The following is a 14,105-nucleotide window of genomic DNA, read 5'->3' as shown; positions in this document are numbered from 1 at the left end:
GTCCCGCAATCTATCCGAAAAAGGCGCGACCAGTCGCGCTGCGCGTCAGCCTGCGCGCAATTCCTCGGCGAGGAGCCTGAATTCGTCCGCGCGCGGTGAATTGGCGCGCCAGACCAGCGCGATTTCGCGCGTGGTGTTCGCGCCTTTCAGCGGGCGGGCGGCGATATCGGTGCCCTGCAATATGCCGGCATCGATCGCCATTTTCGGCAGCATGGTTACGCCGAGTCCGTTATCCACCATCTGCACCAGCGTGTGCAGGCTCGTGCCGATCATGGTGGCACTGGCGCGCAGCTCTGGCCGGTTGCAGGCCGCAAGGGCGTGCTCTTTCAGGCAATGCCCGTCCTCCAGCAGCAGCAAACGGCCTTCATCGATCATGCTGGGCGGGATTTCGGCTGGCGGATCGACCGGCTCGCCTTCGGGAAAGGCGACGAAGAGTTCGTCCTGGCTGATCGTGGCTTTCTCCACATCGCCCGTGGCGAAGGGCAGGGCCAGCAGCACGCAATCGGCGCGGCCATGATGCAGCGATTCAATGGCGTGGTCGGAGGTCTCCTCGCGCAGGAACAGCTTCAGTTGCGGGCGCTCCTTGCGCAGGCGCGGCAGGATTTGCGGCAGCAGGAAAGGCGCGATGGTGGGGATGACGCTCATGCGCAATTCGCCCGACAGAGGCTGGCCCGCCGCTTGCACGATCTCGGCCAGTTCTTCGGTCTCGCGCAGCACGCGGTGCGCCTTGGCCACGACCGAATTGCCCAGCGGCGTAAAGCGCACGACACGGCGGCTGCGCTCCACCAGCGTCACGCCCAGCAGCGACTCCAGCTCGCGAATGCCGGCAGACAGGGTCGACTGCGATACGAAACTTGCCTCAGCCGCACGGCCGAAATGCTGGTTCTCATGCAGCGCGACGAGATATTGCAACTGCTTGATGGTGGGGAGGTAAGTGCTCAAGCCTCTTCCGCCTCGGCATGGACGGTCGCATCGCCGCTTGTCACATCGTCGATGTGGGTCATTTTCAGCCGACCCTTTTCAACGGCGAAAGCCAGCTTGCCTTCCACCAGATCGAGCGCGTCCCTGCCGAAAATCTCATACCGCCAGCCATCGAGGATCGGCAGCTTGCGAACACCGGCAGCCAGCGCTTCCAGCTCGTCTGACTTGGTCAGCAGGCGACTGGCTACGTCGATTTCGCGGGCGCGGATTTTCAGGAGGAGCTTCAAAAGGTCCGCCACCAGCGCGCCTTCCTTGCCCAGCGGTGCACCGCGTTTGGGCTTGGTCGGCATTTCCTCGTCGGGCAAGGCTTCCGCATTCTTGACGACGCGCATCAGGCGTTTGCCGATATCGTTCTCTTTCCATGCATTGGAAAGTCCGCGCACCTTTGCAAGATCGGCCTGCTTCTTCGGCGGATGGCTGGCAATATCGGCCATCGTCTCGTCGCGGATGATGCGACCGCGCGGAATGTCCTTGCTCTGCGCCTCGGTCTCTCGCCATGCGGCCAGCGCTTTCAGCCGGCCCAGCACTGCGGGGTTGCGACCGGGTGCGCGGATACGGTGCCATGCCATATCAAGATCGTTGGCGTAATTGGCCGGGTCGGCCAGCTTCTCCATTTCCGCATCCAGCCAGTGGCCGCGATCGGTCTTCACCAGCCGCTTAAGGATTTTCGGAAAAATCTGCGCAAGGTAGGTGACGTCGCCAATGGCATATTCGATCTGCCGATCGGTCAACGGGCGGCGGCTCCAATCGGTGAAGCGCGCGCCCTTGTCGATCGTCTTGCCCAGCCAGCTCTCGACCAGATTGGCGTAGCCGATCTGTTCGGACTGGCTGATTGCCATCATCGCGATTTGCGTGTCGAAGATGGGGAAGGGCGTTTTTCCGGTAAGGTTGTAGATGATCTCTACATCCTGCCCGCCGGCATGGAAGACCTTGAGAACCTCGTCATTGTCGGTGAGCAGTTCCAGCAATGGCGACAGGTCGATGCCGTCCGCCAGCGGATCGACTGCAGCTGCTTCTTCCTCGTTTCCGATCTGAATGAGGCAGAGCAGCGGGTAATAGGTGTTCTCGCGCATGAATTCGGTATCGACGCACACGGCATCGTGCCGGGCCAGCCGCTCGCACAGGGCGGCCAGCGTTTCGGTATCTGTAATCAGGGGATGGATTTGCATTCGTGTGTCTTTTCTCGTCTGGCCGGTTCACCGTGCCTGCGGCCCAAGGGGCCCACTCGCACGCCATCCTTGACAAAGGCGCGTGCTTGGCCTGTTAGCGCGCGCGTGAAACTGGCGTTTCGCCGCCGCGCCTTCCGCGCGCCCTTAGCGCCATAACCTGCGAAAAGAAAAGAGTCCCCATGCACGCCTATCGTACCCACAACTGCGCAGCTTTGACCAAGGCCAATGTCGGGGACAGCGTCCGCCTGTCGGGATGGGTGCACAACAAGCGCGACCACGGCGGAGTGCTGTTCGTCGACCTGCGCGACCACTACGGCATCACGCAGATCGTGGCCGATAGCGACAGCGAAGCGCTGCCGGTGCTGGAAAAGCTGAAGCTGGAAAGCGTCGTCACCATCGACGGCGATGTGAAGGCGCGCGATGCAGAGGCGGTGAACGCCAACCTGCCCACCGGCGAGATCGAGGTGTTCGCCCGCTCGATTACCGTGCAGAGCCGCGCGGAGGAGCTGCCGCTGATCGTCAATTCGGCGGAGGACTACCCGGAGGACATCCGCCTTAAATACCGCTTCGTCGACCTGCGGCGCGAGCGCATTCACAACAATATCATGCTGCGCAACAAGGTCATCACCAGCCTGCGCCGCCGCATGACCGACCAGGGCTTCTCCGAATTCCAGACGCCGATCCTCGGCGCGTCCAGCCCGGAGGGCGCGCGCGACTATTTGGTGCCCAGCCGCCTGCATCCCGGCAAGTTCTACGCGCTGCCGCAGGCGCCGCAAATGTTCAAGCAGCTGCTCATGGTGGCGGGCTTCGACCGCTATTTCCAGATCGCACCGTGCTTCCGCGACGAAGACCTGCGCGCCGACCGGTCGCCGGAATTCTACCAGCTCGATTTCGAAATGAGCTTCGTAACGCAAGAAGATGTGTTCCAGGCCATCGAGCCTGTGCTCGCCGGCGTGTTCGAGGAGTTTGCAAACGGCAAGACTGTGACGCCTGCGGGCGAGTTCCCGCGCATTCCCTATGCCGAGGCGATGCTGAAATACGGCACCGACAAGCCGGACCTGCGCAATCCCATCGAAATCGCCGACGTATCGAGCCACTTCGAAAAGAGCGGCTTTGGCATCTTTGAAAAAATCGTCGGCAGCGGCGGCGTGGTGCGGGCCATCCCCGCGCCGGGCACGAACGAAAAGAGCCGCAAGTTCTTCGACGAGATGAATGACTGGGCGCGCAAGGAAGGCTTCTCAGGCCTCGGCTACGTCACCCGCAAGCAGGGCGAATTCGGCGGTCCGATTGCCAAGAACCACGGCCCGGACAACATGCAGCGCATCTATGACGAGCTGGGCCTCGGCGAAAATGACGGGCTGTTCTTCGCAGCCGGCAAGGAAAAGGACGCGGCAAAGCTTGCGGGGCTCGCCCGCACGCGCACGGCCGAAAACCTCGACCTGATCGAGCAGGGCTGTTTCAAATTCTGCTGGATCGTCGATTTCCCGATGTTCGAGTGGGATGAGGAGCTGAAAAAGGTCGATTTCAGCCACAACCCATTCTCCATGCCGCAGGGCGAGATGGACGCGCTGGAAAACACCGACCCGCTGGAGATCAAGGCGTGGCAATACGACATCGTTTGCAACGGCTATGAACTCAGCTCCGGCGCCATTCGTAACCACCGGCCGGACATCATGTACAAGGCCTTCGAGATCGCCGGCTATTCGCAGGAAGAAGTGGACGCCAACTTCTCCGGCATGATCGAGGCTTTCAAGCTGGGCGCGCCGCCACACGGCGGTTCCGCGCCCGGCATCGACCGCATCGTCATGCTGCTGGCGGACGAGCCGAATATCCGCGAAGTGATCGCCTTCCCGCTCAACCAGAAGGCACAGGACCTGATGATGGGTGCGCCGAGCGTAGTGAGTGCAAAACAGCTGCGCGATGTGCATATCCGCCTGTCCGGCGAAGCGCTGGAAACGCAGAAAAGCGCCAGCGACGCAGAAAAGGCCGACATGAATAGCAACGCCGCCACGCGGGACGCACCGCCTGCGTAAGTCGTTCGTACGCGATGCAATAAAAAGGGCGCGAGGTTTCTAGCCTCGCGCCCTTCTCTGTTACCGGAAAGTTTGATCAGTCGTATTGGTTTTCAATACGATCACCAAACTGTTCACCGCTCTGAATTTCCTGATAGGCCTGCTCGACCACCTGGCGGCTGGAACCTTCGAGGTCCGATCCGTCAAGCGCATCGCGGAACTGGCCGGCGATATAGTCTTCGCCTTCTTCGACACGCTCTGCGGCAGCTTCGTCACCATTCTCGAATGCGTCCGAGATGCTGGCGAACATCTGGTGTGCCTGGCCGCTGAAGCTCTGCTCGTTCACCTGCTCGCAGCCGAGACGCGACAGCTCTGCATTCAGCGTGCCCAAAGTCTGCTCGCGGCTGTTGGCGCGCTGCTCCAGCTGCTGCGAGAGCTGCGGGTTGTCGGCGATCTCTGCGGCCTTGCGGTAGCCACGCACCGAATCGAAAGTGGTGGTTGCAAGCGAATTGAGAGTGCTCTGGTTGTTGTTCATGATTTCTGCCTTTCAGAATAGGGATTTACCTACATAATGGCTGCAGGGCGCGATGGGTCCGAGATTTGTCGCGCGAGACTTGCAATTCGTCGCATGAAGAAAGCCACAGGCAGCTGCACTCGCCGGTTTGCAGACGTTCATCTTAGCTCTTTAGAGTGGCCGCCCGAGATAAAGGGGGCTCACCATGCGCAAAGGCGTCATCACGATTGCGGCAGTCTTGTCTGCCATCGCAATTCCCGCGCAGGCGGAAACCTTGCGGATAGAGGGCATCTATCCGGCAGGCAGCGAAGCGGCCATCGAGGTGGAAAGTATCGCACTCGATGCCTTCACCGGCTCCGACGGGTTGGCGCTCGCTTCCGTCATCGCCGACCGGCTGCGCGGTGTAGAGATCGGGGGTGAAGAGTGGTTCTCCGTCCTGCCGCCCGCCCTCGCGGGAGAGGCCGATTCCATCCTTACCGGCCATGCCGAGCCTGTATTCTCCGAGAGGGAAGTTCGCGCCCGCCGCTCCGTCTGTGTGGCAAAGGACGAAGATGGCGATTGCACGGCGCGAGAGATGCTGGAGGTCGACTGCGTCGATATCACCGCATCCTTTCGTCCGGACCTGCGCCTGATCGATCGCGATGGCGACCAATTGTGGTCGAGCAATATGGGCCGCTCCCACAATGTTACCTACTGCCCCGATCACGATGCCGCGCCCGATTTTGCACCCATCGTCGATAACTGGATCCTCGAGCTTGCCGCGCATTTGCGTCATGAACTCGCGCCGGTTGCCCGCTCGCAGGACATCCGCATCATGGAAGGGCGGGGCGGGCTGGAGCGTGCGATGCGCCGCCAGTTCCGGGACGCCATCCGGCTGACCGAGACGGACGAGCGCGCCGCGTGCGAGGCTATGGAAGAGCTCCATGCAGCGCATCCCGAGCAGCCTTCGTTGCGCTTCAACACGGGCCTGTGTGCAGAGCAGGGCGGCGCCTTCGTGCTGGCTGAAGAGCATTACCGGCAGGCTTTGCTGAACGACCGCTCCGACGATGAAGCCGAGGCTGGGCTGCGGCGGCTGGAACAGCGCCACCGCGCCAGCCAGCAGGTCGACCGTCGCCGCGCCTTCCTGATCGAGCGCTATTACGCGGAGAATCCCGTCGATCCCGATGCGCAAATCCCCGTCGGCCTGCGGCCGTGGCGACGGGATGAAGCGCAGCCTTGAAAACGCGCGTGGCCCTTGCGCCCGCCGCCATCGTTCATTAGGGCGACAGGACAGTTTCACACCCCAATCCTGAGAGGGCATACATGAGCGATACCGCTGACCGCGTTAAGAAGATCGTTGTCGAACATCTTGGCGTCGAAGAAGAGAAGGTTACTCCCGAAGCGAGCTTTATCGACGATCTGGGCGCAGACAGCCTCGACATCGTAGAGCTGGTGATGGCTTTCGAAGAAGAGTTCGGCGTGGAAATCCCCGACGATGCGGCGGAAAAGATCAACACGGTCGGCGACGCCAACAAGTATATCGAAGAGCACACCTCTTAATCCTTCAGCCCGATTGCCCTGAGCTTGTCGACGGGTTGCTTTTCCTTTTGGACAATCGCCAAAGGTTTGAAATGCAGGGCTTCGACAGGCTCAGCCCTATCGGGTTGGGCCTGTTTTGATTCTAGCCCGCAAAGGGCATTTGGAGAGATGATATGCGGCGCGTTGTCGTAACCGGCCTCGGCCTTGTCACGCCTCTTGGCGGCGATGTGGAAACGTCTTGGAAGAACCTGATCGCCGGAGAGAGCGGCATCGGCACAATCACCCGCTTCGATACGGAAGGGCAGAAGGCCACCATCGCGGGTGAGGTAAAGCCGACAGACCACGAATGGGGCTTCGATCCGGACAAGCGGGTCGACAGCAAGGTGCAACGCCAGGTCGATCCCTTCATCGTATTTGGCATCGATGCCGCGGGACAGGCGCTGGAAGATGCCGGGCTCACCGATATGAACGAGGCGATGAAGCTGCGCGCAGGCTGCTCCATCGGGTCGGGCATTGGCGGACTGCCGGGCATCGAGCTGGAAGCGGTCAATCTGCACAATCGCGGGCCGGGCCGCGTCAGCCCGCACTTCGTCCATGGGCGGCTCATCAATCTCATCAGCGGCCAGGTCAGCATCAAATACGGCCTGATGGGCCCGAACCATGCCGTGGTGACAGCATGCTCGACCGGCGCCCATTCCATCGGCGATGCCGCGCGCATGATCCGTGACGACGATGCGGACATCATGCTGGCAGGCGGCGCTGAAGCGACGATCTGCCCCATCGGCATTGCCGGTTTCGCGCAGGCGCGTGCGCTCAACACCAGCTTCAATGACCGTCCGACCGAAGCCAGCCGCCCCTACGACAAGGATCGTGACGGCTTCGTGATGGGCGAAGGTGCAGGCGTCGTCGTGCTGGAGGAATACGAACACGCCAAGGCGCGCGGCGCTACGATCTATGCCGAAGTGGTCGGCTATGGCCTTTCCGGCGATGCCTACCACGTCACCGCGCCGCATCCAGAAGGCAAGGGGGCGGAGAACGCCATGCGCATGGCGCTGCGCAAGGCCGGTCTGGACGCCTCGGACATCGATTACGTCAACGCCCACGGTACCTCCACAATGGCCGACACGATCGAACTCGCCGCGGTAAAGCGCGTGCTGGGTGACGATCTGGGCGGCGCCAGCATGAGCAGCACCAAGTCCGCCATCGGCCATCTGCTGGGCGGCGCGGGCGCGGTGGAAAGCATTTTCTGCATCCTCGCCATGCGCGACCAGGTCGTGCCGCCCACGCTCAACCTGCATACGCCCGATGAAGGCACCGAAGGTGTCGATCTCGTTCCGCTCACCGCGAAAAAGCGGGAAGTGAACGCAGTGCTCAACAACAGCTTCGGCTTCGGTGGCACCAATGCCTCGCTGATCATGACGCGCGTGAAGGACTGATATGAAAAAGGCGATCGCGGCGCTGGCCGTGCTGGGCCTGCTGGTGGTGGTCGCCGTCGGCGGCTGGCTGGCCATGCCGTGGTATTCCAGCGCGCAAGTGGACGAGGAGACGGCCTTCATCGTCCCTTCGGGCGCGTCTCTCACCTCGGTTGCAGGATTGCTGGAGGAGGAAGGTCACATCGCCTCTGCCGACAGCTTCCTGCTGCGTGCCAAGGTTCTTGGCGGCAAGGCACCCATCAAGGCGGGCGAATTCCTGCTGCCCGCCGGTGCGAGCCAGGCCGATATTCTCGACACCTTCCAGAATGGCGACGTGATCCGCCGCTTCGTTACTATTCCAGAGGGCACGCCATCCGTCATCGTACACGACATCCTGATGGCGGAAGAACTGCTGGTCGGCGACATCCCCGTGCCGGAAGAGGGGAGCGTGCTGCCCGAAAGCTACGACTTCGAACGCGGGGAAGAGCGGATCGCGGTCCTCGCCCGCATGCAGCGCGCGATGGACGAAACCATTGCAGAACTTTGGCCCCAGCGTGGACCGAACACGGTTGTGACTTCGCCCGAAGAGGCCGTGACGCTTGCTTCTATCGTGGAGAAGGAAACCGGCGTTCCCGAAGAACGGCGCATGGTTGCAGGGCTTTATTCGAATCGCTTGCGGCAGGGGATCTGGCTGCAGGCCGACCCGACTATCATCTATCCGATTACGCGTGGCCGCCCGCTCGGGCGTCGCATCCGCCAGTCGGAAATCCAGGCGATCAACGATTACAACACCTATTCCATGGAAGGGCTGCCTGCCGGGCCGATCACCAATCCCGGCCGCGCCAGTATCGAGGCGGTGCTGAACCCGGAAGACACGGACGCTGTCTTCATGGTTGCTGATGGCACGGGCGGGCACGAATTCAATGCGACGCTTGAAGGGCATAATGCCGCGGTCGAGCGATGGTTCGCCTTGCGCCGCGAGCGGGGCGAGATGTGACGGGCGAAAGCGGTCCGGCGCCCCTGATCGTCACGGCCGAACTGCCCGAAGACCTGTTCAGCTGGGCGAACCAGCTGCGCACCGAGCACTTCCCGCCAGAGCGCAATTACCTGAAAGCGCATGTCACGCTGTTCCACGCCCTGCCGCCGAGCTGCGAGCCGGAGGTGCGCGATTGCATCGCTGCCATCGTACGTGACAATCCGCCCGTGCCAGCGCGGCTGTGCGGCATCATGAAGCTGGGCAAGGGCACCGCGCTGAAGCTGGAAAGCCGCGAAATGATCGCAATCTGGGAAGAGCTGCGCGACCGTTTCCACGGTCTCCTCACCCCGCAGGACGAGCACAAGCCGCGCCTGCATGTGACTATCCAGAACAAGGTAAGCCTGGAGGAAGCGAAGGCGCTGCAAGCCCGCCTCGGCCCGCAAGTGCAACCGCGCGACTTTGCCTTTGCAGGCCTTGCGCTGCACTACTATCGCGGCGGGCCGTGGGAGCTTGTCAAACGGTGGCGTTTTCGCGGTTGACCGCAGGATAGCTTCGACCTAAATGCGCGCCTCGCCTGCCGCCCGATGCGGCACAGCAGGCATGCCGGATGGCGGAGTAGCTCAGGTGGTTAGAGCAGCGGAATCATAATCCGCGTGTCGGGGGTTCGAGTCCCTCCTCCGCTACCAGATTTCTTTACAGACAGGTGTAGACGCGGTGCATGAACGCGCCCGCGCTTCTCATCGGCCAATCTATCTGGCATATGTTGGGTCAATAACAGCCACGGGTTGCGATTGCGGACGGATGGCGGGGCTTATGTCTGAAGAGACTCATAGCAATTCCGAGTTCTCTGAACTGCGGCAGGAATGCCGGGCGTTCCTGATCGCGCGCGGCGTTACGTCTGCCAGTTATCGCCTCGTCCCCGCCTTCCGGTCGCAGCTGGATGAAAGTGCCGAACTGTTCCATTTCGGCTTTCCCGACGCATTCAGGGACCGGTATCTCACCGACATGGAGTTCCGTCGCCGCGATCCGATGGCGGATTACATCATGGATGTAGGCCATGCGATGACTTGGCGCGACGTGTTGACGGCGCGCGAGCTGACACCGGGCCAGCAAGCCTTTGTGGACGAGATGGAAACTGCGGGCATGGTCGATGGCGTGGCCTTACCGCTCTATGGACCGCGCGGCCGCGCCGCCTACGCAACCTATTCGTTCAAACGCGCGATTACCGAAGACGACGCCGCCCTTCGCGCCGAGATCGACGCCCATTTCGCTGCCTTTCACACGAAGGTCATCCTGCTGACTGAGCAATCGTGGAAAGGCATGGTCGGGCTGACGGTGCGCGAGAACGAGGTTTTGAAATGGGTAGCCCGCGGCAAATCCAACGCGGACATCGGTACGATACTCGGCATTTCGCCCGAGACGGTCGACACTCATTTGCGCCGCATCTTTGCCAAGCTGGGCGTTAATAACCGCATGACGGCAACGCTGCGCGCGCTCGAATACGGGATGGTGAAGCTTTAGGACCGCTTGACGGACCGGACCTGACCGTTATCGACCGCCACACATGGCCGGTCGACCCAATCCTCCCGATTTTGCCGAGCTGCGCGCCGACAGGGCGCTGGCGCTGTTTCTCGATTTCGACGGAACGCTGGTCGAGCTGGCGCCAACGCCTGACAGTATTCACGTGCCGCCGTCCTTGGCAGATAGCCTGCATGAATTGTCCGATCGGCTAGACGGTCGGCTCGCCTTGGTAAGCGGGCGTGCGATTGTCGATCTGGAAAGCCATTTAGGCTCGCTGAAACTGGCCGTGTCGGGCTCGCATGGCGGCGATTGCCGCTCGGCAGCCGGCGACAATCTTGGCCGGGTGCCGGAAGGCTTGCCGCCTGAACTGCTGCACAAAGTGCGCTGCTTTGCAGGCGATCATGGTTTCGACCTGGAAGACAAGCCGCATGGCGTGGCGCTGCATTACCGCGCCAACCCCTCGCTGGAAGGGCGCGGGCTGGCTTTTGCGCGGCAATTGGCGGGCGAGAATGCACTGGATGTAAAGCGCGGCAAATGCGTGATCGAGCTGGTGGGGAAAGGCGCCAATAAGGGCTCGGCGTTGCGCGCGTTCATGGAAGCCGACTCGTTTGCGGGGGCTATGCCGGTGTTCGTGGGTGACGACCTAACCGATGAAGACGGGATGCGCGCAGCGAAGCAGCATGGCGGCTTTGGCGTGCTGGTGGGCGAGCGTGAGGAGAGCGTAGCCGAATACGGCCTTGCAACTCCTGCTGCAGTGCAGCATTGGTTGGGACTGTGAGCGAACATAAAAGCGATCTGGAGCTCTGGCCGATCGGCAATTGCCAGGTATCGGGCCTTGTCGACAAGCGCGGAGCCATCGTGTGGGGCTGCGTGCCGCGCGTGGATGGCGACCCGACCTTTTGCGCGCTTCTGAACGGCGCATCGCAAGATGTCGGCGTCTGGCGGTTCGAGCTGGAAGGGCAGACCGCCTCGCACCAGGAATATATCCGCAATACGCCCATCCTCGTCACCCGGCTGGAAGCGGCCGATGGCAGCGCGGTGGAGGTGCTGGATTTCTGCCCCCGCTTCGAGGGCAGCGGGCGCATGTATCGCCCCGTCGCCTTTGCACGTATCGTGCGCCCGGTGGCGGGCAATCCGCGCATCCGCGTTGTGCTGAAGCCGATGCGCGACTGGGGGCAGGCCGCAGCCGAAACAACGCACGGCACCAATCACATCCGCTATCTGATGTCGGGCCAGTCCATGCGCCTCTCTACCGATGCGGCGGTGGGCTACATCCTCGAAGGGCGCACCTTCCGCATCGAGGAGGACACGCATTTCTTCCTGGGGCCGGACGAGCCCTTTGTCGGCAATCTGCGAGAGCAGGTGCGCCGCATGGAGCAGAGCACGCGGCGCTATTGGCAGCTATGGGCGCGCAGTCTGGCGACGCCGTTCGAATGGCAGCAGGAGGTGATCCGCGCCGCCATCACGCTCAAGCTGTGCCAGCATGAGGAAACGGGCGCCATCGTCGCGGCGCTGACGACCTCCATCCCCGAAGCGCCGGGCAGCGAGCGAAACTGGGACTATCGCTACTGCTGGATCCGGGATTCCTATTACACGGTGCAGGCGCTGAACCGGCTTGGCGCGCTGGATGTGCTGGAGAAATATCTCGGCTTCCTGCGCAATCTCGTCGACAATGCGAAGGGCGGGCAGATCCAGCCGCTTTATTCGGTGATGGGCGTCGCCGAGCTGACTGAAAATACGGCGGGCAGTCTTGCCGGCTATCGCGGGATGGGGCCTGTGCGCGTCGGTAACGCAGCATATAAGCAGGTGCAGCACGATGCCTATGGCCAGATCGTGCTGCCGACCGTGCAGGGCTTTCTCGACCGGCGCCTGCTGCGCATGGCGGATGATCGCGATTTCGAAAGCCTCGAAGAGGTGGGCGAAATGGCGTGGTCCATGCACGACCAGCCCGATGCCGGCCTGTGGGAATTCCGCACGCGGCAAGAGGTGCACACCTATTCCGCCGTAATGAGCTGGGCCGCCTGCGACAGACTGGCAACGGCCGCGCATTACCTCGGCAAGCAGGATCGTGCGCATTTCTGGTCGGATCGGGCCGACACGATCCGCGATACGATCGAGGCCAGGGCATGGAAGGAAAACGGGGAGGGCGGCCATTACGGCGCCAGCTTCGAAAGCGACTATCTCGATGCCAGCCTGCTGCAATTGCTGGAGCTGCGCTACGTCACCCCTGACGATGAGCGCTTCGAGCAGACCTTCGCCATGGTCGAGCGCGACCTGAGGCGCGGAGAGCACATGCTGCGTTATGCGGCGGAAGACGATTTCGGCGCGCCCGAAACGGCCTTCAACATCTGCACCTTCTGGCTGATCGAGGCGCTGGCGCTGATGGGCCGCAAGGACGAGGCGCGCGAACTGTTCTGCACCATGCTGGCCCACCGCACCGGATCGGGCCTGCTGAGCGAAGATATGGACTTCGAGACGGGCGAGCTGTGGGGGAACTTCCCGCAAACCTACTCGCTGGTTGGTATCATCAACTGCGCCGGTCTGCTGTCGAAAAGCTGGAACACCGTCCGCTAGAAAATCAAAGCCCTGGGAGGCACACTTGCCACGTCTTGTCGTTATCTCGAACCGCGTTGCCGTACCCAAGGCGCGCGGGGTGGCGGGCGCGCAGGGCGGGCTGGCAGGCGCGCTCAATTCCGCGCTGAAGGCCAATGGCGGCATCTGGTTCGGCTGGTCCGGGCAGGAGACGGCGGAGTTCACCGGCTCCATCAACTATGTCCGCTCCGCCGAAGGAGTCACCACCGCCACGATCGACCTCGAAACACAGGATGTTGACGAGTACTACAACGGTTACGCCAATTCCACGCTCTGGCCGCTGTTCCACTACCGCATCGACCTGACCCAGTACGAACGGGAGTTCGGCAAGGGGTATGAGCGGGTGAACCAGCGCTTCGCCGAAAGCGCGCTGCCGCTGATCGACGATGGCGACCTTGTGTGGGTGCACGACTATCACTTGATGCCGATGGGAGAGCGCTTGCGCAGCATGGGCGTGAAAAACCGCATGGGCTTCTTCCTCCACACGCCCTGGCCGCCCACCAATCTGTTCGTATCGCTGCCCTATCACGAGCGGCTGGTGCAAGCGCTGCTGCATTACGATGTGCTCGGCTTCCAGAACGATACGTGGCTCGAAAGCTTCCTGCATTACTGCGAGAAAGAGCTGAAAGCCGATGTGAACCGCGACACGGGCGAGATCACGCTGGATGGGCGCAGCACCATCGCGCGTGCCTATCCCATCGGCATCGATTACGACTTCTTCACGGCCAAGGGCGAGGAAGGCGAGGCGCGGCAGGCGCAGCAGCGCTTGATGAGCTCCACTCGCCACCGCATCGCCGCCATCGGGGTGGACCGGCTGGACTATTCCAAGGGCCTGCCCGAACGGATCGACGGCATCGGCCGCTTCTTCGACCGCCATCCGGAGCATGTGCGCGATTTCGTCTACATCCAGATCGCGCCGCCCAGCCGCGAGGATATCGGCAGCTACCAGAAAATCCGCGCGATCCTTGAACAGAAGACCGGACAGATCAACGGCGCGCGGTCGGAAGTCGATCTCGTGCCGATCCGCTATGTCAACAAGGGCCACAGCCAGGCGGAACTGTATGGCTATTACCGCGCGGCGAAGATTGCCCTTGTCACGCCCTTGCGCGACGGGATGAACCTTGTCGCCAAGGAATATGTCGCCGCGCAAGACCCGGAAGATCCCGGCGTGCTGATCCTGTCGCGCTTTGCAGGCGCTGCGCAGCAGCTCGATTGCGGCGGGAAAGGCGCGCTGTTGATCAATCCGCACAGTCCCGACGATATCTCGCATCATATCAAGCTGGCGCTGGATATGCAGCTGGATGAGCGCAAGGAGCGCTACACCAACATGATCGCAACCGTGCGCGATGACAACGTGCAGCGCTGGACGGAGAATTTCATCGCAGACCTTGGCGGGGAAGCCGCCTGACC

At 62.2% G+C, this 14,105-nt stretch carries 13 protein-coding genes and 1 tRNA gene; 11 read left to right on the top strand and 3 right to left on the bottom strand.

Going from position 1 to position 14,105, the window contains the following annotated elements:
• Positions 1 to 45 precede the first annotated feature (45 nt).
• On the bottom strand, positions 46 to 942 hold the full coding sequence (locus BMF35_RS10795) for a hydrogen peroxide-inducible genes activator (RefSeq protein WP_047005946.1): 897 nt from the start codon (positions 940 to 942) through the stop codon (positions 46 to 48).
• Entirely contained in the window at positions 939 to 2,150 is a 1,212-nt protein-coding gene (rnd, locus tag BMF35_RS10790; protein ID WP_047005945.1) for a ribonuclease D, read from the bottom strand. Before rnd ends, BMF35_RS10795 begins: the two co-directional genes overlap by 4 nt.
• Before the next feature lie 179 nt (positions 2,151 to 2,329).
• On the opposite strand from rnd, the gene aspS reads away from it, so the two are divergent.
• Positions 2,330 to 4,183: an aspartate--tRNA ligase gene (gene aspS / locus BMF35_RS10785; protein WP_047005944.1), complete on the top strand. Its 1,854-nt coding sequence runs from the start codon at positions 2,330 to 2,332 to the stop codon at positions 4,181 to 4,183.
• 76 nt (positions 4,184 to 4,259) lie between these two features.
• Here aspS and BMF35_RS10780 read toward each other — a convergent pair whose 3' ends face one another.
• Positions 4,260 to 4,697, bottom strand: coding sequence for a PA2169 family four-helix-bundle protein (locus BMF35_RS10780; protein ID WP_047005943.1), 438 nt, complete (start codon positions 4,695 to 4,697; stop codon positions 4,260 to 4,262).
• Positions 4,698 to 4,881: 184 nt separating this feature from the next.
• Between BMF35_RS10780 and BMF35_RS10775 the strand changes: the two genes are divergently transcribed.
• From BMF35_RS10775 to BMF35_RS10730, 10 genes are all read left to right on the top strand, one after another.
• Positions 4,882 to 5,895, top strand: coding sequence for a hypothetical protein (locus tag BMF35_RS10775; protein ID WP_047005942.1), 1,014 nt, complete (start codon positions 4,882 to 4,884; stop codon positions 5,893 to 5,895).
• An 83-nt stretch (positions 5,896 to 5,978) separates the two neighbouring features.
• Positions 5,979 to 6,215, top strand: coding sequence for an acyl carrier protein (locus BMF35_RS10770; protein WP_047005941.1), 237 nt, complete (start codon positions 5,979 to 5,981; stop codon positions 6,213 to 6,215).
• Positions 6,216 to 6,367: 152 nt separating this feature from the next.
• A complete protein-coding gene (fabF, locus tag BMF35_RS10765; protein ID WP_047005940.1) occupies positions 6,368 to 7,630 on the top strand; it encodes a beta-ketoacyl-ACP synthase II in 1,263 nt (420 codons plus the stop codon).
• A 1-nt stretch (position 7,631) separates the two neighbouring features.
• A complete protein-coding gene (gene mltG, locus BMF35_RS10760) occupies positions 7,632 to 8,603 on the top strand; it encodes an endolytic transglycosylase MltG (RefSeq protein ID WP_047005939.1) in 972 nt (323 codons plus the stop codon).
• Entirely contained in the window at positions 8,600 to 9,121 is a 522-nt protein-coding gene (locus BMF35_RS10755; protein WP_335622559.1) for a 2'-5' RNA ligase family protein, read from the top strand. The genes mltG and BMF35_RS10755 overlap by 4 nt, the downstream gene beginning before the upstream one ends.
• Before the next feature lie 70 nt (positions 9,122 to 9,191).
• A tRNA-Met gene (locus BMF35_RS10750) sits at positions 9,192 to 9,268 on the top strand.
• Positions 9,269 to 9,395: 127 nt separating this feature from the next.
• The gene (locus BMF35_RS10745; protein WP_052765917.1) at positions 9,396 to 10,103 is read left to right on the top strand and encodes a helix-turn-helix transcriptional regulator; all 708 of its coding nucleotides are present in this window, start codon (positions 9,396 to 9,398) and stop codon (positions 10,101 to 10,103) included.
• Between the two features lie 43 nt (positions 10,104 to 10,146).
• Positions 10,147 to 10,881, top strand: coding sequence for a trehalose-phosphatase (otsB, locus tag BMF35_RS10740; RefSeq protein WP_047005937.1), 735 nt, complete (start codon positions 10,147 to 10,149; stop codon positions 10,879 to 10,881).
• On the top strand, positions 10,878 to 12,677 hold the full coding sequence (locus BMF35_RS10735; protein WP_047005936.1) for a glycoside hydrolase family 15 protein: 1,800 nt from the start codon (positions 10,878 to 10,880) through the stop codon (positions 12,675 to 12,677). Before otsB ends, BMF35_RS10735 begins: the two co-directional genes overlap by 4 nt.
• 25 nt (positions 12,678 to 12,702) lie before the next feature.
• Positions 12,703 to 14,103, top strand: a complete 1,401-nt coding sequence (locus tag BMF35_RS10730) for an alpha,alpha-trehalose-phosphate synthase (UDP-forming) (protein ID WP_047005935.1) — start codon at positions 12,703 to 12,705, stop codon at positions 14,101 to 14,103.
• The last annotated feature ends 2 nt before the right edge of the window (positions 14,104 to 14,105 follow it).

The sequence above is a fragment of the Aurantiacibacter gangjinensis genome, assembly GCF_001886695.1.
Lineage (GTDB): Bacteria > Pseudomonadota > Alphaproteobacteria > Sphingomonadales > Sphingomonadaceae > Alteraurantiacibacter > Alteraurantiacibacter gangjinensis.
This window is presented reverse-complemented; position numbering and strand designations above follow the sequence as displayed.